This window comes from Sulfurimonas sp. NWX79 (genome assembly GCF_039667035.1).
Classification (GTDB): domain Bacteria; phylum Campylobacterota; class Campylobacteria; order Campylobacterales; family Sulfurimonadaceae; genus Sulfurimonas; species Sulfurimonas indica.
The window spans coordinates 1-20,362 of record NZ_JALCZL010000008.1 but is presented as its reverse complement, the minus strand read 5'-3'; the positions used below and the strand labels follow the sequence as shown (position 1 = coordinate 20,362).

Here is a 20,362-nt window from a genome sequence, read left to right as displayed (position 1 = left end):
GATTGTAGAAAAAGATGGGAGCATTAAGGCAGACGCAAGGGGTTGAGACAAAGCACAAACTCTCAAATACACTGCGTAACTGGTTACCGATACTACACTCCTCGCTCTCAGACCTTCCAGAGGTGATGGCTCCTTTTGTTGAAGCAAACCCTGTTGTTGAAATTAAAAACGGATATGAAGAGGATTTTGAGAAAAAGATTCCCAAAAAGATCATCTCCGGTGCTGTAAGTAACTCACGTACAGAACAGATAGAAGCATTGACCATTCAATCTCGCTCTTTGTTTGAAGTACTTGACGAGCAACTTGGTGCACCACTCTTTCCGACACCGATTTCTCAAGAGATTGCCGAGTTTGTTGTGCAAAACCTGGATGAAAACGGTTACTATGAAGGTAAAACTCAAGAGTTTTGTCAAAAGCATGCAATTGATGAGGATGCTTTTGAGAAAGTTCGTCTGCGTTTTGCTTTTATAGAGCCTGTTGGCATAGGAGCAAAAAATCTTGCAGAGAGCTTTTTGTTTCAGCTTGATAATGCCGAGATAAGTAATGAAGCCTATTCTCTTGCTGCAACTATTATTCAAAACATGCAAGATATTCACAGTTTTGCAAAAGAGCCCCATTTTACAGAAGCGATGAAGGTGATATCGAGTTTTAAAAATCCGCCAAATATTGAGTATCAAGAGGATTCTGCGCAGGTTGTACCTGATTTAATGATATACTTTAATGATGATAATGAGATAGAGGTCAAGCTCAATGATGCCTACTACCCGACTATCAATATCGATACTTCCTATGGGGTAGAGCATGATTTTGTCAAAGAGAAGATAAAAGAGGCAAAATCTCTTGTTGATGCTCTTGATATGCGTCGGGCAACGCTCTATAAAGTAGGGTTGATGATAGTTGAATATCAGTATGAGTTTTTTACCGGTGGCCGTATTATGCCGCTTACTCTCAAAACACTTGCTGATGAGTTTGGACACAATCCTTCAACTATCAGCCGTGCCATCGCAAACAAGTACATTGCTTGTGACAGAGGTGTGCTTGCAATGAAAGAGTTCTTCACAACAGCTATCGATGAAGATGTCAGTAATGCAGCCATCAAAGAGTACCTTGTCTCACTTGTCAAAGAGGAGAATAGGGTAAAACCACTCAGCGATATGAAACTGTTAGAAAAAATAGAAGAGAAGTTCAAGGTAAAAATGGTACGCCGTACCATTGCTAAGTATAGGAAACAACTCAATATAGCCGGTTCATCTGAGCGTAAAAAGCTCTATCAACTTGGCGGATAAAAGGATAATAATGATAAAAGAAATAATAAAATACCCAACAACACCGAGTCTGGAGTTCGGCGGAAATGTACGACATTTTAATCAAGAGTTATATGATTTGATTGATGATATTAAAGATACGATGCAAGCCAATGATTTAAATGCACTTGCAGCCTTTCAGATAGGCTCTGCGTATGCTGTAATCGTTATTAAAAATGAAGATGGTTCGTATGTGGAGATAATCAATCCAAGAATCATTAAGCGTGAGGGAACAGTTGAGCCGATTGAAACAACTGCTTATTTCCCAGGTCTTAGTGCAAAGACCAAACGTTATGAGAAGATAAAAGTGATGTATGAAGACAGAGAAGGCAAACAACAGTTTTTAGAGGCTGATGGAGATCTTTCCATTACGATTCAGCGTAAAATAGACTATCTTTTTGGTTCAAACTTCCGTGTGAGACTCTCTGATGAAGAGAGAAAGCTTTTTGACTCAAAACTGGAGTTTGGTACGGATGCCATTACAGATAACGGCTGTCCGACAGTCTTTAAACGCGACAGAATTCTGCAGGTCTTTCGAGTCTTTTTTATCTCTGCGATTCTTGGGCTTATCGGCAGTTTTTTTGTAAGTGAAGAGACACTGCAAACACTTACAAGGGTAGAAAATTATCTGATGGCCTCTATGCTTGGACTTATTGTTATCTATTTCTTTTATGCACAGTATGAAGGAAAGCAGTATAAAAACTGTAGTTCGTGTCAGATAGGTAATATCATAGGTACAAGTGCCATAGAACTCACAAAGCTTTTAGTGCTTTTTATAGCCTCTTATTTTATCTTGTAGAAGTTGGTAGTTAGACTTTACCAACTTCATAGAATTTTCTTAAGAACTTATCTATCGGAGAGATGAGTTTGTATATCACCGGTACGACAAAAAGTGTCAGAACCATAGAGCTAAGAAGCCCTCCGATGATGGAAATAGACATAGGAGCTTTTGTCTCACTGCCTACACCGTCGCCGATAGCAAGTGGCAGCATTGCAAAAACCATAGCAAATGTTGTCATTAAAATCGGGCGTAGACGTTTTTCTCCTGCCTCAATAAGTGCTTCATCTGTACTTTTACCGTTTTTGACCGCAGCGTTGGCAAAGTCAACCAAAAGCACGGCATTTTTACCAACCATACCCATCAGTAGCATAAAGCCGACCATTACAAAAAGTGAAAAGTGCAGTTTTGTAAGATAAAGCGCTATCATTACTCCGATGATACTCAGTGGTAGTGCCATCATAATGATAATGGGCTGAATGAGTGACTCATAAAGAATAGCAAGAATGATAAACATTAAAATGACACTGATACCTATAGCCATAGCGAAGGCTTTGTTCGTTTTCTCCATCTCTTCAGCAAAACCTGTAAAGCGGTAAGAGACACTTTCTGGAAGCAGCTGGGGAAGTTTTTCTCTTGTATAGTTCACGGCAGAGCCCAAATCAAGACCATACAGATCCGAATAGATACTTACCTGACGCTCTCTGTCATAGTGATAGATTGTCGCTTGTGAGTAGCCTTTTGTGATGTTAATAAGACCATCAAGATAGACAAGTTTTCCGTTTCGAGCACGAAGTTGAAGTTTTTTGAGGTTTTCAAGCTTTTCTCTGTCTACATCTGATACGCGCAGGGTAATGTTGTACTGTTTTCCGTTTTCATCAAAGTGTGATATCTCAAGATCACTGGAATATGCCGTAGCGATAGCCTGTGCGATTTGTGCAGCAGTAATGCCTAAACGGTTTGTGTTCTCACGCAAGATGTTAATATCATACTGTGGTTTTGGATCATCAAGGTTTGTATCGATATCCATAAATCCTTTTTTTGCTTTGAGGTGGGCGACAAGATTTTTCTTTGCAACCTGCAGGTCCTCAAATGAGTCTGATTTTAAAACGATCTGGAAGGGGACATCCGCACCGGCACCTTTGATGTCTGGAATAGCGGCAGCTGTGATAAACATCTCTTTTGAAAAAGGTTTGAGTTTTTTACGATACTGTTGGATGATTTGTTCCTGCGTGAGAGCGCGTTCGTCTTTTGGTGTCAGTTTGACATAGATAAGCGCTTTATTGATCTCTTTTGCCGCATTGTAAGCGACATTAAGCGTTGTGAAGAGAACATTTTTATCATCTTTGAGGACAGCTTCAACACTCTGGGCTTTTTTAACCATCTCTTCTAATGAGATGCCGGATTGTGCTTTGAGTTTTATCTCGAGCTCACTTTTATCCTCTTTTGGAAGAAAGTCCATACCGATTTTTGGAAAGAGTGAGAGCGAGCCAACAAAGATGGCAAACACAAGAATGAGCGAGAGCCACTTAAAGCGCAGTGAGAGTGTAAGTAGTTTTTCGTATATCTTATCGATTACTTTAAATATCGGCTCTGTAAGATTATAAAATCTGCTCTCTCCTTTGTGTAAAACTCGTGCACTTATACTTGGAATGAAGCTCAGAGCTATCGTGTAAGAGATAATGATGGCAAAACCGACTGTCATCGCAAAACTTTCAAAGAACTTTCCGACAATTCCACTCATATTTCCAACAGGCACAAAAACCGCCAAAAGCATAGAAGAGATTGCCAAAATAGCAAATGCCATCTCTTTTGTTCCCTCAAAGGCGGCTTGAAACTTATCCATACCGGCTTCCATCTTTTTGTAGATATTTTCAATAACGACAATGGCATCATCGATGATAATTCCTATGGCAAGAGTGAGACCGATAAGCGTCATCTTATTGAGATTGAAACCCATATAGTGCATCAATGCAAAGGTACCAAATATAGATGTTGGAATGGCTAAAGCAGAAACAAAAGTAATGGTCACGTTTCTTAAAAATATAAAGATGATAATCGCTGCCAGAATAGAGCCGTAGATAAGGTCAAACTTTACATCATCCAAAGAGTTGATGATAAAAGGTGTGGTATCTTGAAGGGTTTGTACTTCAAAACGATCTCCTGCCATCTTTTGGAGTTTTGGAACAACGGCTTTTACTTTTTGTACCACTTCTATGGTATTTGTCCCAGAGATCTTTTGTACCTGCAGTGTAACACCTTGAATATCATTATAAGAGGCATAACTTTTTGCATCACTGAGCTTGTCTTTGACGATGGCAATATCACGCAGGCGAATATTGTTTTTGATTTGAATGTTTTTAAGCTCATCGACACTGATTGCATCTGCTTTGGTTTTTAAGATGAACTCATTGGTCTTGGTGATGATCTTACCGCCGCCGATTTTGACATTTTCTCTCTCAATGGCACTATTAAACTCTAAAACAGAAATGCCATATTTATTGAGTGCTTCAAGGTTTGGATAGATCTGAATCTCTCTGTCTCTGTATCCGATGATATTGACTGCCCCAACACCCATAATCTTTTGCAGTGATGGTTTTACTTTCTCATCTGCAAAGAGCATTAGGTCTTTGAGACTTCCCTCTTTTGCCGTTAGAAAGACATTGATAACAGGAGCACCACCGATGTCTAATTTACTGACAAGTGGAGTATGGGCATCTTTTGGAAGTGTAACAGCTGAGACTTTGTCACGGACGTCATTTGTTGCTTCGTTGATGTCTCTCTCAAGAAAAAACTTGATAGTAATGATGCTTACACCATCACTGCTTGCTGACGTGATACTGTCGATCCCACCAATTCTACTGACTGCTTCTTCAAGTTTATCTGTCACCTGGGACTCTATGGTGCTTGGTTCTGCTCCGGGGTAGACAGTCTCAATAGTGACTATCGGAAAGTCAATATTTGGAAAGAGGGATGAGGGCATCGTCTTGAAACTCATATATCCAAAGATAACAAGTGTAACAACATACATTAATGTTGCTATGGGTTTGTTTATTGCTATTTTATACATCGCAATTTCCTTTTTAAAATAATTTTCCTATCTTCTGAAATCCAAACCAGTATAGGAATAGACCTAAAATCAGTACACCACCAAAGTATGATAAAAGGTCTATAAATTTACTGCCTCGAAAGAAGATACTTTCTGTTCCCTCAATGTAGTAACGAAGAGGAGAGATAAGTGAAAGCAGTTGCAATGCAGGTGGCATTGCATAGATAGGTGTCCATGCACCGCTTAAAAAAATAATCGGCATCATAATAACAATGCTCAATAGAAATCTTTTCAAGATTGGCTTGGGCAATAGCAAGCTCTATCTTTTGTTTTTGTAAAATTGCAGCGTTATACTCATTTTTCGCTGAGATGTATTTGAGCTTTATTTTTTCAAATAGATCATCTGGTATCGCTTTTTCATCATGAATCATCTTATTTCTTTTTAAATCTGTTTGTGCCTTTTGCATTAGAGAGATCTCTTGTTCTTTTGAGTCTAATTCAGCAAGAACCTGTCCTTTTTTTACAGGCTCCCCCTCTGCAACAAAGATGTTTTTTACTCTTGCAGGGTATTTTGTATTTAAGACTATAAGATCCCCGTCAATACGTCCACTACCTGCTATAAGATCTGATGGCAGTTGTCGTAACAAAAGTTTATTTGCAATGAGTATGATTGAAATAACAAGCAAAATAGTGATTATTATGAGTCTTGCATATTTCTTTAAAAACTGTTGCATTTCATTCTATCTCTATAAAACCGTCACCAAAGAGACCAACCATTACATCTTGTGTGAGTACTTCAGCTTGTAGTTTTCTATTTGAGATATCTGCGTGAGGATATACTTTTGTTATGCTGCCGATATGCTCTTGAGAGTCTCCATCGATGTGATAACGAAATTTTTGTCCTGTTTTAACAATATTATGATACTTTTGATCAAATTCTAAAATGAGCTTTCTTGCATGCTGACTTTGAATCTTAAAAACAGTTTTGAGCATCATTCCGCTTACTGCATCACCAACTTCTATGTTTTTATAGTAAATAATACCGTTAAACGGAGCTTTCAGATATGTTTTTTCAAAAAGAGCCTGCTGGTAAGCTACTGCATTTTTAGCATTTTCGTAACTACTGAGCACCTTGTCAAATTTTCCTTCGTCAATAAGCTTTTTTATCTTCTCTTGTCTTTCAAGACTTCGTTTTGCAAATTTTAGTGAACTTTTTGAATTTGCAAGCATCGCTTTGATATCATCATTATCAAGTGTAGCCAGTACTGTGTCTTTTTTGACGACAGAGCCTATATCTGCATTGACACTGTTGACAATTCCACCTGCAACAAAAGCGAGTTTTGCATCTTTGGCTGCTATTACATTAAAAGTTGCATAGACATCTTCTGCTTGTGTGAGAGAAATGAAAGTTACGAGTGCTAATAGAATTTTTTTCATTAAAGATACTCCTCTAAATTTTTTGCATTATAGTAGTAGTAGATTGCATAAGCGATCTCAAGATCATTGAGTGATTTTTCATAGAGTGCTTTTGCTTCAGTACGTGATGAAAGAGCATCAAGATAGACAACATTGTCAACGATACCTGCCTGATACTTTTTCGTGATGGTCTTAAGTGCACTTGTAGCAGCCCTCAATGCACTGCGTGAGCTTTTGATGTTGAGCTCTGCAGTTGATATGCGCTTGCGTGAGAGCTCAAGTTGTAAACGCTGCTCTTTTGATTTGTAGATGATTTGCTCACCCAGTGCATCTGCCTGTAGTTGAACAGCCTCTTTTTGCTCACGCAGAGTCCCAAAATCAACAAGTCGTAAACTTATGGTTGCCATCAGTTTGTTTTGATTGTCAAGTAGTGGAATCGGCTGACCTGCAAAAAGTGGTTTATCCTGATAACCAAAAAAAGTGAAGCTGTCTTCAACTGTGATATTTGGATAGTAATAGCTGTCTATGGTCTTACTTAGATTTTTGAGTGCTTGTTTATTGTGACGCATTACCTGAATACTGTTAAGCTCATTTGCATCCTGTGTGAGAGATTTCACAAATTTGGAGTTATCAAGCTTTTGAATCTTTTTTCCTACCTGTAGTTCCAATCTCTTTTTAAGAGAAAATATTTTAAATTTTAGTGACTCAATGGTATAGATATTTCTGTCATAGGCAGATTGGAGTCTGTCTACATCATCACTTGTTGCAAGGTTTGCCGCATAAAACTTCTGCATTCTCTCAAGCTGGGCTTTTACCGCTTTTGAAGCCTCTTCTCTGGCATCAAGTGAAGAGTATAGACTTTTTAAGTTGTAAAAATTTTTTGTAATTGAGAGAAACATCGCATCAAGATTTTCCTTATAGGAGAAGCTTGCAGCATTTACTTCATCTTTTTTCTGTTTTTCGATATAAGATTTTTTACCACCATCATAAACATCAAAGGCAAGTTTTGCAGCAGCACCGTAAGTAGTTCCCGGATAAAAAGGAGTAGGATCATCCTCTCTTTGATAAAAGGCACTTGCATCAAGAGTAGGGTAGTAGTTGCTCTTTGCAGAGTCAAGCTCTTTTTCTTTTGCACTGACAGAAATTTTTGAAGCATTCAAAAGATTATTGTTCGCCTTGGCAAGTTCTAACAGTGATTTCAGATCTTCCCCAAAGAGCAGAGCGGGAAGTAGCAGTAGATAGAGTCGTTTCATTTTCTCTCCATTAAATCAAATAAAGTATCTATAAAAGAGTCAAGGTCATTTTGGATATCACTCTCTTTTCCAATAACGCTGTTTTGTACAAAGATACCATCACCAATGGCAAAAAGTCCCTTTGCCAGTAAAAGTGCCTCTTTATTGAGTTCATCTTTTTCTATACCATTTTGTAAAATTTCGCAAAACCATACAAAGTAGCTCTCCGTACATTTGGCATGAAACTCCACCATTTCACTTTTTGGTGCCACCAAAGAGAGTGATATAAACTCTCTGTAGAGCTTTCGTAGCTCTTGTTCTTCATCAGAGTAGAAAAAACGAGAGAACTCACGTATCTTCTCTTTTGTTGATTCTTTGGTTTGGAGTGTTTTTTGAAGTTTTTGAGAGTGTTGGAGCATCAGGATATTTACAAGTTCAAAGACGATCTCATCTTTGTTTGCAAAATATTCATATACGGTACCTTTGCCGATACCTGCAGTTTTTGCAACTTGTGAGACGGTAATGTTGTTGATACCGTTTGTAAGAATGAGATCTTTACATGCAAGCGCAATATCTCGCTTTTTTTGTTCTTTATCGACGATAATTGCCAAATTATTTCTCCAAAATTTAAATGACCGACCATCAGTCAATTAAATTATAGAGTAAAAATTCTTAAATCAACTATAAACTGCCATCATTTGATGACAGTTGTTTGAATGTTTAGAAGTTGTACATAACTCCAAGGTTGATAGAATCACCTCTAGGTCCATCGATAGTTGAGTGTTCATATTCCACTACAAGATTGTATGTGTGATCGAGTTCATACTCTACACCTGCACCAAGAACAGCACCGTCAGAGCTATTGTCAATGTTTAAGTCACTGATTTTTTCTTTTTCATACTCGTATCCAGCTTTTGCAAAAAGTTTTGTGTTGTGGATAATCTCATAAGAGTAAACCAAATCAAGTGCATGTGTCATATAACTTGCATTAAATGTATTTATATCCTCTTTTACATCATTCGTTGCATAAGAAAAATCATATTCCAAAGCAAATCCATGCTCTAGTCTGTAACCAAGATCAATTCCAAATCCATAATTGCCGTCACCTTTTAAAATAACATCTTCATGTTTTACATCATCACCAAGAATATATATACCTTTAACTACAACATAATAAGAACTCTCTTTTTCTACTTCAGTTTCATAAGCAGAAAGCTGTGTACCTAACCCAAGCAGTGCCAAAGTTAACAAGATTTTTTTTATCATTTGATTCCTTTAAAAATAGATTGCGCTATGATATACTTTTATAACTTAATGGTAAAATAAAGTTTACTTTTTTAAATAAATATTTTTTAGGTAGGGGAAAATTGTAATGGCAAAAATAGTTTTAGATGTCAATGATGAAAACTTAGGAACCGTGATTTCAATATTGAACAACTTAAAAGAGGGACTCATTACAAGTATAGATATCAATACAAGGCTGAAAGACTCTACAGAAAGAAAAGTACAAAAACATACAAGATACCAACCAAAGACGGACAGGGTCATTTATGAAGAAGAACAGGCTTCACTCAAGAGTATGGGAAAGTACCTTGATCCTGCAGAGTTTAAAAAAAGGTTGAGAAAAAGATGAACAAAAATCCGGCAATAGCACTGATGCAGATAGAAACAGCACTCAACCACCTGCAAAATACCATGGTAGATGAAGATGGAAACCTTACATGGGATGAGACTTTCTTCAAACTTTATGAGGAGCTTTTACAAAAGCTTCATGAGACAAAAGAGATAGCACAGACACTGCAAAAGAGAGAAACGGCTAAAAACGAATAGCTTCAAGAGATAAGTACTTTATGAAATTTTAGCTATAATCCTTTTTATTAAATATTTTTCACAAGAGGTAAGATTATGGAGTGCGAATCTCTCCTCAAGTAATTCCTTTTAAATCCCAAAAAAAGGGGTTTAATAACCAAAAATTTAGCTTCTTTGTGTAACCAAGTCCCATAAAAGTCCAATTGAATTGATATGATTTGATAAGGTTTGAAAATAGGCATATTTGATGAATTTTTGTATAATGTTTTTAATAAAACATTATCGTATTTAAAGGGTCAAGCAGTTGTCGGTATCAAAAAAAGAGATAGAACAAAAAGCCATAGTGTATTTGAAAAAACATAGAGAACTTTTGTATGGTACTTATCTGACAAACTATATTCCTACAGATGAAAAAGTTGCTTATTTTACAGCTGGTCCGAGTGGAGCAGGAAAAACTGAATTTGTTCAAAAAATTATTCAAACTGAAAATAACTTAGTTCATTTGGATATAGACCTTGTAAGAGACTTTTTTAAACCTCTGGGTTACGACGGCAAAAATAGCGATATATTTCAAAAACCGGCAAGTTATGGTATTCAGTTTTTGTTTGATGAAATAGTAAAAAACAGAGGATTTTCGTTAATTGTTGATTCAAATTTATCCCATTTTCAAACTGCAAAGGAAAATGTGGTAAAATTACTTAAATATAACTATAAAATAGAGATATTTTATATATTTAATGGACTCGAAAAATGTTTTTTATATACAAAAAAGAGAGAATCAGTTACAAAAAGAGTAGTTCCTGAGGATGTTTTTTTTAAAAGTGTAGTTTACTCTAGAACTACAACTTCTAAGATTAAAAGATTATTTGACAGTTCAGTAGTCTTAAATGTTATTGATAAAAGAGATGACCAATATTATCAAGATATAAGTTATGATTTTTTTGAAAAAATTATACCAAATAGTGAGGTTGAAAAATGACACAAATACTAAATCCATTGTTAAAACCAGAAAATAGAGAAAGACTAATACAAGAGGCGATGCTTGAAATAGATAAACAACAAGATGTTATGATAAAAAAAGCTGACAGTATTATTGAAAATGTTGCAGAATTTGAGGAGAATGTTCGTAAGCAGTTTACTGTGTATAGTAAAAAGTATATCCAAGAAATAAGTAATATCAATTGAAAATACAGTAGTATGTTTCGATAGACTGAAAAATAATTGTGTCAGTGTAATAAAAATAGACTAAGTATTTTAAAATTTGAAACTTTTTTCTTCTTCTGAAAGTGTAAGCAGTATTGATTCTTTATCGATTGCAATAGTGTCAATCTTACTTTTTAAAACAGGTATGATAAGTTGATAGTCTATATTTTGTGCTATGTCAAATAGTATTTTTAATTGTTTAATATCTATGAGTTTGATTTGATCTTCTTGGATAACCGAGTTTTACCTCTTGTTTTGATTTTTAGAGTCATTAAAATATATCAAAAATCTAATTTTTTTATCAATAGCAACATAGCAGAAGCACTTGTATAAGATGCATAGTGTTGCCAATCATCACTTTTACTATCATCACCAAAGTCACAAACTGATTTCATACATATTGGTATAGGAGAAGGTTTTGTTGAATATTTAACAGCTGATAAAACTCCATATATTTCCATTTCAATGCCAATAAGTTTTCGTTGATGCTTTTGAACACTCTTAACAATTTCCTTATTTTCCAAAACACTTGCACCAGAAGCGATCGGACCTAAGTGTATTTGTAAAGTAGTTTCAGGTTTATTTCCATCATACCCATTTTTAATATTATCTATTATTCCTTGATCTGAAGAAAGATGCTTAACTTTTTTAATTATTTCAGCATCTAATGGGATTTGTGTATGATCTGGCGAAAAATCTGTACTTATTTTTCCACTACCCCAATCCCAACTAAATTCAGATACAAGGATATCTCCATAATTATTTTTACCTTCAATTCCTGCTGTTATACCAACCATAAATAAATAAGTAGGATGGAAATGAGCACATATTTTAGTAGTTAAGACTGCTGATGGAACCATTCCCATTTTTGGGGCACTTGCTGCTATAATAGAATATTGTTTATTCTCAATGTCTACTATACCTTCATGATAAATAGTTGTTGTATCATTGGGTATATTGACTTCTTTCCAATTGCATGGTAAATTTAAAACAGCTTTTAATTCAGGATCTTCTAATGCTGTAATTACAGCAATATCATATTTTTTAAAACATTCACCATAAAAACTCTGTTTAGAATTCATAAGATAGTCAATTTGATGTATTATTTTTTCTGCCCATTCATTGCTAGTATTATCATAATGAATTAAAGTCCATAAATATTTTTCTAGTTCTTTTTTTGAATCAATATATATCTCTTCATATCCAGTAATTCCAATAATATGATGTGGATACTTTGGAATTTGTTTAGTGTGAATCTTTTCTAATAAATCTATACCTCCAGATTTTGATGGCTCTTCTCCCATAGCAGGAGGAAGATTAATATCTAAAATTAAAAGATCATAATTTTGTTCAGCTAATTTTTTTCTTCCACTTGTTGCATCTTGTACGACATCAATATGTTGCTCAGGGAGTATAAAGGAAAACTTTTCTTTAATAGCTTGAATAATCTTTTGAGTTTTATCATAACTATCATCAATTATCAATATTTTAATCATTGGTTTCCTTTAATATTTTTTCTATCTCTTCTTTAAGTTGTGTTTTCCAATTGCTTTCTGAAGAGTGGTAATAAACAGTTTCCCTATATGTTGGAGTAAATTTATTTCTAAGTTCTTCATTGAGTTCTTCTAGAGAAAGTTTTTCAATATATTCCCCAAAAGAATCAAATTGTGTAATTATAATAGTAGGATAATTTATATTTCTAAATTTCATTTGATTCAAAAGTTCTCGACCAGCAAAACTTTCAGGAGATCCACCTTCTGGATCATCAGTAGTAATATCAAAAGTTGGCATACTCATATCCATTAATACTAAATCATATAATCTTTTGGCAACTAATTCTTTAAGACCACTATGATATGACTTTTGATTGACTATATTTATTTCTGGAAATATCTCTTGTAGGTAACTATTAATTTTTTTTCTTTTTTCATCATCATCTTCTATAAATAATATTTTCATATTAAAAGTCCCTCTGCATTTATTTTCAAGTTTACTTCAAAAAATATTTTAGAATCTTCTTCTATAAATTTTGCATTTAAGTCATGGTTTGCTGTATGTAAATCTGTAGATAAAAGTTTCCAGATTTTATTAAATCCAGTATTCCCTTCTTTATTAATTGTTAATGTCGCTTGTTTTGTACCATAACCTGTAAAAATGAAATCAATATGTCTGTTTAAATTTTCTAATGTATCATATGCTTTAACATTATTTTTCAGATTAATACACATATGTTGTTCTTCTTGGGTGACTAATACTGTAATTTTTGTTTGTTCATTAAGCTTACTATGTTTAAATGCATTATCAAATAATATAAATAAAATATCAATAAAACTATCAAGTGTTTCCCCTTTTAGATTAAATGATTTTAAAATATTTGTAGTTAAATAATTATCTTGTTTTTTAAAAATGTTTTCTACAATTGATATAGCGTCTTGAATACTATAATCTTTTCTGTCGGTAGTTTCCATTCTTCCAAACCAAGCAATTAAAGTTGTCAAAGCTTGATTAATATCAGTTCTAGACCTAGCAATAGAATTTTTTAAAGTGCTTATACCTGATACTTCCTTGATTTGTTTTTCTATAAAATCAAAATTATTATTAATTCTAACTTTAATATCTTCTTCAATAATATTTCTAATAGATGTTAAATTAATATCTGTTTTTTCCCATAAAATTTGTATAAGGTGATTTTTAAAGTTAGTAAAATCTAATTTTTCATCTATGATTTTATATAAGATTTCTTTGATTTCAAGATCGGAAAAATAATATTTAAATAGTGCTTCTTTATTGTCATTTTGTATAACTTGTCCATCTACAGTTTTTCTTATCATCGATGTACTAACTTGTAAAAGTTCAGAACTAAGATATTTAATAATTTCATCATGTTCTTTTGAAAACTTTTTTAAGCTACTTTGAATAAGCTTTTTATTGTGTTCATCAAGATTGTGAAGTTCTTCATTCCAATATGAATTACTTTGATATTCACCTGTTTTAGAGTCTTTAAGAGTTATTAAATTTTCTTTTTCTAATGGTTTTCTTAAATGATTTGAAATTGTTCCATGTCTAATTTTAGTACTCAAATAAACATCAAGACCATAGTGTTCATTTTTAACAAATATATCTCTTGAAAGTTCAATTATTTTTTTACATAAATCATCTACTTCATTTTTTGGTATATCTGGTAAATATAATTTACTTAACATTTCGCGATTTGAAATATTCTTTTCTTGAGAAAGATTGTTAAATTTATTAATTATAGTTTTAATTTTTTCATCTTTTTTATATATACCAGTGTCAATTAAGCTTAATAGCCGTAAATAATCATCTTTTACTTCCTTATCAAAAATATTTTTAACACCTTCTATATCAACATAAATTTTATTTTTATCAAATCTAGAACTTTCTTTTCTTATAAATAATTTTTGTTCTCTATCTTTGATTTCTTCTAAGTATATATCTATATTTTTTTCATCTATATTTTTAAGACTATGACATATATTTATCCGCTCTCTTTCTGCATCATTATAATTAGAAAAATAAATTGATTTTTTCATAATTTCTGATATACAAACCTCTTTTAAAAAGAAAATCTCTTTAGAGTTAAAAGTTTTATTATTCGATTGGTAATGTTCAATTAGTTCCATCGGTCTTGTGTAATTTAAAGATGTTAAATAATGTTCATACAAAAACTCTGTTCTACTTCGTACATCATGATTTCTATAGATTACACATAAATAGAACAGAATAATTGCTTCTATAGATGTAGGCCATATAGATGTTTTATCAATAGATTCTATGATGCGATTTATAATATTTATAATTGGTAACCTATATGATAGATTTTTATTCATAAAATAAAAATCTATTAATGCATTTACAGCCTCATCAGTTTTCTTTTCTTTTAGTAGTATTGTCAAAATTAACATTTGTGCTTGATTCTTTACAATAGTTTTTTCAGATGCTTGTAATTTGTTTGCATAAAAAAGGCTTTCTTCAAATATATTTTTAAATAAATAGTATTGTGTAAGAAAATTATTGTAGTTATCTTTCGAAATATTTAACGAATTGATAATACTTAAGAAGTTTTCTTCTTCTTGATCAAAATTTAATAATAATTTTAAGTTTTCTGAAGATGGATATAGCAATAGAAATTTTTCTAAATATACTTGTTTAGAATGTAGTGGATAAGTTTCTTGTTTAATAGGAGAAAAAATAGAAATATTTATATAACCAGATAATTTTTTATATGTATTTTCATCATTTAAATATCCTAGTATGAAAGATAAAATTTCATTTGTAAATGATAAGTTTGAATATGTTATTGTTATTTTAAATAATGTAATTATTGAATCATGTGTATCATCAGTCCCAAGTAAAATATTTTCATAACAAATTAAAATTTTATAAATTAAAGAATCTTTTTCAAAATAAGTTATTTCATCTAAATTATTCAGACTTTCAATATATGATTCATATAATGAAATATAAAAAGGATTCTCTTGTAAAATAACTTCACAGCTTTTTTTAACTTCCTGATAGTTTTCTTGTAAAAGATTATCATATATATCTATAACAGATTTATTTAACTCTATGGATGTAGGACTTATTGCTATATTCAATGTTCTTAAAATATTAATTAACCTATCATCTTCAATACTAGAATATAATTTTCTAATAATTTTAATTAATTTATCAGGTATATTATCATTAAACACCCTTTTGCAAAGGATTGTATTAAGAATATCAATATATGTTTCATATAAATCTATAAGTGTTAAACGATTTTCTTCAACTAAAATTTTTGATAAAAATTTAGTCTGCACATGATAATCTTTTTTTAACTTATATTTAAAATATTCTTTTAAGGCTTCATCACTGAATTCTTCAAAAAAATCATCAAGAATTTTACTGAAATGACCTGGAGATATATTTGTTTCAGCACTAATACTAGATAAATAAATAAGTATTTTAAGCTCAGTATTGATTTCTTTATCCAGAAGAAAATTTTCATATTTTTTTTGTGATTCAAGCCCTTCTAATTCCTGTAAAAGGTTTAGTTTATTTTTTATAATCCAAAGAGACTTGCCATGTTCTTTTTCTATTTTTTTTAATATTGTGTCTGCTTTTATGTAATTACTTAAAAGTATTTGATTCTCAAAATGAATCCGTAGTTTAATAAATTTATTAATCGACTCAGAATATCTATTTAATACTAGGCCAGTCCAAATAATTTCTCGTAAAATATCCATTGGAGGGTGTTGAAATGATTTTGTATATATTTGTTCAATTTCATTAGCAATTAAATTATTCAAACGTACATTTTGAAGTTTTGGTTCTGCAATAATTTTACTAAAATACTTTGTTAATGTGTCAAGATCAGCATCATGTTTAAACTTATATAGAAAAATGTAAGGATTATCTATTTTTAGCAATTGATGTTTAATGCTACTATAGTTTTTAAATAAATTTTTTTGTTTTGCCAATTATTAATCCTTATTAATCAAAGTTTATTTAAATAAATAAACTTATTTTAGCGCAATTGTTTAAAAAACATGGTTATTCCTTATTTCATAGAAATGGTATTATAAATTATTGATATAGTTTATTTCCAAAAGATTATGAAATACTTGGTCTATCAAATTATATCCAATTTCTTACACTTTAGTATCCTGTATTGTAAATAAATTTTCATCATTTTTAATATAAGAATTAGCTTCTCCTCCCAAGAGGAAAGGGTAATACTTGCTAGAGATAATAAAAATTTCATATTCGTATGCTAAAGTACAAAAGTGATTATTCTATTGGGAGTTGTGAAATGATGTTTAAGAGAATGCAACTAAAGACGAGACTATACTTAACGCTAGGTGGTCTAATCTTTCTTGTTTTTATAATTGGTGAGTGGAGCTTGTGGCAATCTGCTCAAATTAATAAACGAGTAGATAATATTTATACCCAAGAGGTTATCCCTTTAGAAAACATTTCACATCTCAAAGGTGCACTTTACAGGATTCGAGATAGAAGTTTAAGGCTTATTGATACAACAGATAGTGTAGAGATAGCACATCATAAACAGATAATTGAAAGTCAGATTAAGAGAATTAATGAAGAGTTGGACAAATATGACAATACAAGGCTCTCTAAGGAAGAGCAAATAGAGCTTGAAAAGTTTACAACAAATTTTCAAGAGTACCTCTCTATCATCAAAAATAAGATCTATCCCAATCTTTTAAAAAAATCTGAAAAAGAGCTAGAACCCATTCTTTACAAAGAGGCTATTTTTGAATTTCGTCAGGCAAGAGAGGCTCTCAATGAACTCTCGGAGTACCAAATACAAAGAGCAAAACTAAGACATAAGCACTCTGATGAGATTTTCAATAAACAAATCATAATCATTCAGCTTATTATTATAGCTATAGTTGGATTAAGTGGTTTTTTTGCCAAGATGCTTATGAGCTCAATTATAGAGCCAATTAAGCAGATAAACGAGGTACTTACCAAAATTTCACATGAAGATTTTTCAAAACGAATTCGTATCACTTCAGAGGATGAATTGGGGAAGATGTCACAAATGCTTAACAATAGTATCTCTATGCTACAAACTACTTTTTATGAACTCTCAACCCTAGTAAATTACGATAAACTGACAAATTTACCAAATAGAAAAATGTTTCAAGAGAAGATAGAAAAGTGCATAAATAGATGTCAAAAGAGTGAAGAATTATTTTCCGTTATGTTTATTGATGTTGATAATTTTAAAAATGTAAATGATACCTATGGGCATACAGCAGGAGATAAACTTTTAGAAATCATTGCAAAAAGGATGAAAACACACATTCGTAGTGGTGATACTTTAGCACGACTTGGTGGTGATGAGTTTGCTATACTTCTGCAAAATCTTAAAAACCCGACAGTCCCAGGAAATATAGCAAATAAAATCTTAGATGCTATGCAAAAACCCATCTATATAGACCAGCATACCATTTTTACATCTATATCTATCGGTATTTATATTTCAGATCATCAAAATGAATCACGAGAGAAGATCCTTTCTTATGCAGATGTTGCCATGTATGCTGCGAAAAATTCCGGCAAGGCAAAATATATCTACTTTAATAAAAAAATGCATGAGAAATTAGAGTCTGAGACACTGCTTGAGAGTCGTTTAAGAGATGCGGTAAAAAACAGAGAATTTAAAATATATTTTCAGCCTATTATTGAGCCAAAAACAGAGGCTCTTTATGGTGTTGAAACATTACTTCGATGGGAAAGAGATGGACAAGTAGTCTCACCTGCAAAATTTATAGCAAAACTTGAAAGTAATGGGATGATACTTGATGTTACTTATACGGTTATAGAGGAAGTTTTTGAAATGATAGAGCGAAGAGAGTTTAAAAATATAGTCTCTATTAATCTCTCTATCTTACAGTTTTATGATGAAAACTTTTTACCGTTTTTAAAAAGGCTTTTACAAAAATATCCATCTATTAATCCTCAAAAAATCTACTTTGAAATTACAGAGAGTGTATTTGCCCAAAATAATGATCTGATTTTTAGTACTATGGAACTTGTAAAGAAGCTAGGATTTAAGTTTTCTTTAGATGATTTTGGTACAGGATACTCCTCTTTATCATATATAAAAGATTACCCAATCAATACTATAAAAATAGATAAAAAATTTGTAGACAACTTGTTAGATGATGTGAAAGCTCAAGAGCTACTAGAGGGTATTGTGTATTTGGCAAAAACACTTCATTTGACTATTATCGTAGAAGGTGTTGAGGATGCTGCAACACTAAGTACTGTTACTAAACACAACAGTGTTAAAATACAAGGTTATTACTTTTACAAACCAATGCCACAAGAAGAATTTGAAAGACTTTTGGATTAAATATGAAGTATATTTCATATTTAAATCATCAATATTTCACTTTGCACTGATAGAATAAAATATTCCAAAAAAGGTGCTTCTATGTTGAAAAACATTACAATCAAACAACAGCTTCTCATTGTTCCTATCGTTATTTCTATCGCATTTGTCTATTTATACTATGCAATTGATTCTAACTTAGATAAGCTTGAAGATAAAAGTTCTAAAGCTTCAGTTGCAAATAAAATAGTCAAAGAGATGTTAGAAGCAAGAATCGCTGAAAAAAATTATGTTAGACGAAAAGATACAACTTATGCAAATGCACTTCAAAAGCTTGTAAATGATAGCCTAGATAGAGCAGAAAAATTACAACATAGTTTTAGAGACCCTCAAAACCAGCAACTTGTTGCCAATGTTATTACAAACATAAAACAGTATTTAGATCTGTTTGAGAAGTTTCAAAAGCTTCGAGATGCTTCATTAAAAGAGCAGGATAAAATGGTTAAAGAGGCAAAAGATGTTGAGATGATTGCTGCAAAGATAAGGGGAATTCAAAAAAAGCAAAGAGACAGGGTTATACGGACCTCTAAGGATGTAAGTGCAATAGCTGATGAAATTGAAGAGGCATCATTAGCAAATAAAATAGTAAAAGAACTACTACTGATGAGGATCGCTGAAAAAAATTATCTTCGTCGTAAAGATATAAAATATCAAGATCAGGTAGAAGAGTATATAAGTAAGATTGAAAAACTCTCTTTACATGTGAAATCTATTCTAGATAGTCAAAAAAATAAAAAAATGATAGATGATATTTTAAAAGCTTTAAAAGAGTACAAACAGGCTTTTTATACTTTTAGTGAATTAAGAGAAAAATCTTTAAAAGTTAATGAACAGATGAAAAAAGAGGCAAAAGAAGCTGGGGAAGCATTAGTGGCATTACGAGAAGACCAAAAAAGTGAAAAGGTGCAACTTGCTCAAAATCTTCAGGTACAGTTAATCACTCTTTTTATTGCTATTGGCTTAGGTGTAATTATTTTTATGTTTTTTGTTTCTACAGTTATTAGTCGAAATCTTAAGCAAATTGCTGATGCGGCAAAAAACTTAGCTTCTGGTGATGGTGATCTTACAAAAAGAATACACATTGAAGGTAAAAATGAACTAGCCAGTGTCGCAAAATATATTAATGAATTTATACTAAAAGTTCAAAATGCTATAAGTGAAGCGAAGAGTGTAAGTAGCGAAGCATCTTCTATATCAAATGAACTCTCAGCTACATCTCTAGAGATAGGCAAACGGGTGGAAGATGAAGCAAATTTAGTGAAATCTATTAATGGAGATACAGATCAAACAACTCAGGAAGCTGAATTTGTGGATAGTACAGTAAACAATATGTATAATATTTCTAAACGTTCTTTTGAAGCTCTCAGTCAAACAACTCAAAAAGTAAATGAACTTATATCGACTGTAAAAGATTCTAGCATAAAAGAGGACTTAATTAAAAAAACGGGTGCTTAATTTTTTAATTTTACTTATAATTCACCAAATAATAATCAACTAAATTAAGCTTCAAACTTTTGCTCAATCCACGATGTAAAGTAATCATATTTTTCATGTGAGAGAAGACACCACCTTCGAGTGCATTTGTTGTATTTGAGATAGATAAATGTTTATACTTTTTGTATGTAAAAAGGTAAGGTAAATTTG

The 20,362-nt window shown here is 32.1% G+C and carries 18 protein-coding genes; 8 read left to right on the top strand and 10 right to left on the bottom strand.

Annotation, left to right across the window (positions count from 1 at the left end; genetic code table 11):
* Positions 1-14 precede the first annotated feature (14 nt).
* On the top strand, positions 15-1,286 hold the full coding sequence (locus MNY27_RS04995) for an RNA polymerase factor sigma-54 (RefSeq protein ID WP_346391943.1): 1,272 nt from the start codon (positions 15-17) through the stop codon (positions 1,284-1,286).
* A 10-nt stretch (positions 1,287-1,296) separates the two neighbouring features.
* Positions 1,297-2,103 (top strand): peptide deformylase, encoded by an 807-nt coding sequence (locus MNY27_RS04990; RefSeq protein WP_346391942.1) that lies wholly within the window; start codon positions 1,297-1,299, stop codon positions 2,101-2,103.
* 10 nt (positions 2,104-2,113) lie between these two features.
* On the opposite strand, the gene MNY27_RS04985 is transcribed toward MNY27_RS04990, so the two are convergent.
* From MNY27_RS04985 to MNY27_RS04955, 7 genes are all read right to left on the bottom strand, one after another.
* Positions 2,114-5,152, bottom strand: a complete 3,039-nt coding sequence (locus MNY27_RS04985; protein ID WP_152184705.1) for an efflux RND transporter permease subunit — start codon at positions 5,150-5,152, stop codon at positions 2,114-2,116.
* 13 nt (positions 5,153-5,165) lie between these two features.
* Positions 5,166-5,393 (bottom strand): hypothetical protein, encoded by a 228-nt coding sequence (locus MNY27_RS04980; RefSeq protein ID WP_346391954.1) that lies wholly within the window; start codon positions 5,391-5,393, stop codon positions 5,166-5,168.
* Positions 5,293-5,817, bottom strand: a complete 525-nt coding sequence (locus tag MNY27_RS04975) for an efflux RND transporter periplasmic adaptor subunit (RefSeq protein ID WP_346391941.1) — start codon at positions 5,815-5,817, stop codon at positions 5,293-5,295. Before MNY27_RS04975 ends, MNY27_RS04980 begins: the two co-directional genes overlap by 101 nt.
* 49 nt (positions 5,818-5,866) lie before the next feature.
* A complete protein-coding gene (locus MNY27_RS04970; RefSeq protein ID WP_152184707.1) occupies positions 5,867-6,568 on the bottom strand; it encodes an HlyD family efflux transporter periplasmic adaptor subunit in 702 nt (233 codons plus the stop codon).
* On the bottom strand, positions 6,568-7,800 hold the full coding sequence (locus MNY27_RS04965) for a TolC family protein (RefSeq protein WP_152184708.1): 1,233 nt from the start codon (positions 7,798-7,800) through the stop codon (positions 6,568-6,570). The genes MNY27_RS04970 and MNY27_RS04965 overlap by 1 nt, the downstream gene beginning before the upstream one ends.
* Positions 7,797-8,390: a TetR/AcrR family transcriptional regulator gene (locus tag MNY27_RS04960; protein ID WP_346391940.1), complete on the bottom strand. Its 594-nt coding sequence runs from the start codon at positions 8,388-8,390 to the stop codon at positions 7,797-7,799. The genes MNY27_RS04965 and MNY27_RS04960 overlap by 4 nt, the downstream gene beginning before the upstream one ends.
* Positions 8,391-8,499: 109 nt before the next feature.
* The gene (locus MNY27_RS04955; RefSeq protein ID WP_152184710.1) at positions 8,500-9,045 is read right to left on the bottom strand and encodes a porin family protein; all 546 of its coding nucleotides are present in this window, start codon (positions 9,043-9,045) and stop codon (positions 8,500-8,502) included.
* 106 nt (positions 9,046-9,151) lie between these two features.
* On the opposite strand from MNY27_RS04955, the gene MNY27_RS04950 reads away from it, so the two are divergent.
* The 4 genes from MNY27_RS04950 (at position 9,152) to MNY27_RS04935 (ending at position 10,773) form a co-directional block, all read left to right on the top strand.
* On the top strand, positions 9,152-9,412 hold the full coding sequence (locus tag MNY27_RS04950) for a hypothetical protein (protein ID WP_152184711.1): 261 nt from the start codon (positions 9,152-9,154) through the stop codon (positions 9,410-9,412).
* Positions 9,409-9,609, top strand: a complete 201-nt coding sequence (locus MNY27_RS04945) for a hypothetical protein (protein ID WP_152184712.1) — start codon at positions 9,409-9,411, stop codon at positions 9,607-9,609. The genes MNY27_RS04950 and MNY27_RS04945 overlap by 4 nt, the downstream gene beginning before the upstream one ends.
* 283 nt (positions 9,610-9,892) lie before the next feature.
* A complete protein-coding gene (locus tag MNY27_RS04940; RefSeq protein ID WP_346391939.1) occupies positions 9,893-10,567 on the top strand; it encodes a zeta toxin family protein in 675 nt (224 codons plus the stop codon).
* Positions 10,564-10,773: a hypothetical protein gene (locus tag MNY27_RS04935; RefSeq protein ID WP_346391938.1), complete on the top strand. Its 210-nt coding sequence runs from the start codon at positions 10,564-10,566 to the stop codon at positions 10,771-10,773. Before MNY27_RS04940 ends, MNY27_RS04935 begins: the two co-directional genes overlap by 4 nt.
* 299 nt (positions 10,774-11,072) lie before the next feature.
* Here MNY27_RS04935 and MNY27_RS04930 read toward each other — a convergent pair whose 3' ends face one another.
* From MNY27_RS04930 to MNY27_RS04920, 3 genes are read right to left on the bottom strand one after another with little or no spacing between them, the layout of a single operon-like run.
* Positions 11,073-12,287 (bottom strand): hypothetical protein, encoded by a 1,215-nt coding sequence (locus tag MNY27_RS04930; RefSeq protein WP_346391937.1) that lies wholly within the window; start codon positions 12,285-12,287, stop codon positions 11,073-11,075.
* Positions 12,280-12,750: a response regulator gene (locus MNY27_RS04925; protein ID WP_346391936.1), complete on the bottom strand. Its 471-nt coding sequence runs from the start codon at positions 12,748-12,750 to the stop codon at positions 12,280-12,282. The genes MNY27_RS04930 and MNY27_RS04925 overlap by 8 nt, the downstream gene beginning before the upstream one ends.
* Entirely contained in the window at positions 12,747-16,274 is a 3,528-nt protein-coding gene (locus tag MNY27_RS04920) for a hypothetical protein (RefSeq protein WP_346391935.1), read from the bottom strand. The genes MNY27_RS04925 and MNY27_RS04920 overlap by 4 nt, the downstream gene beginning before the upstream one ends.
* Positions 16,275-16,606: 332 nt before the next feature.
* On the opposite strand from MNY27_RS04920, the gene MNY27_RS04915 reads away from it, so the two are divergent.
* Positions 16,607-18,679, top strand: coding sequence for an EAL domain-containing protein (locus tag MNY27_RS04915; protein ID WP_346391934.1), 2,073 nt, complete (start codon positions 16,607-16,609; stop codon positions 18,677-18,679).
* Positions 18,680-18,760: 81 nt separating this feature from the next.
* Positions 18,761-20,173 (top strand): HAMP domain-containing protein, encoded by a 1,413-nt coding sequence (locus MNY27_RS04910; RefSeq protein ID WP_346391933.1) that lies wholly within the window; start codon positions 18,761-18,763, stop codon positions 20,171-20,173.
* Positions 20,174-20,362: the final 189 nt, after the last annotated feature.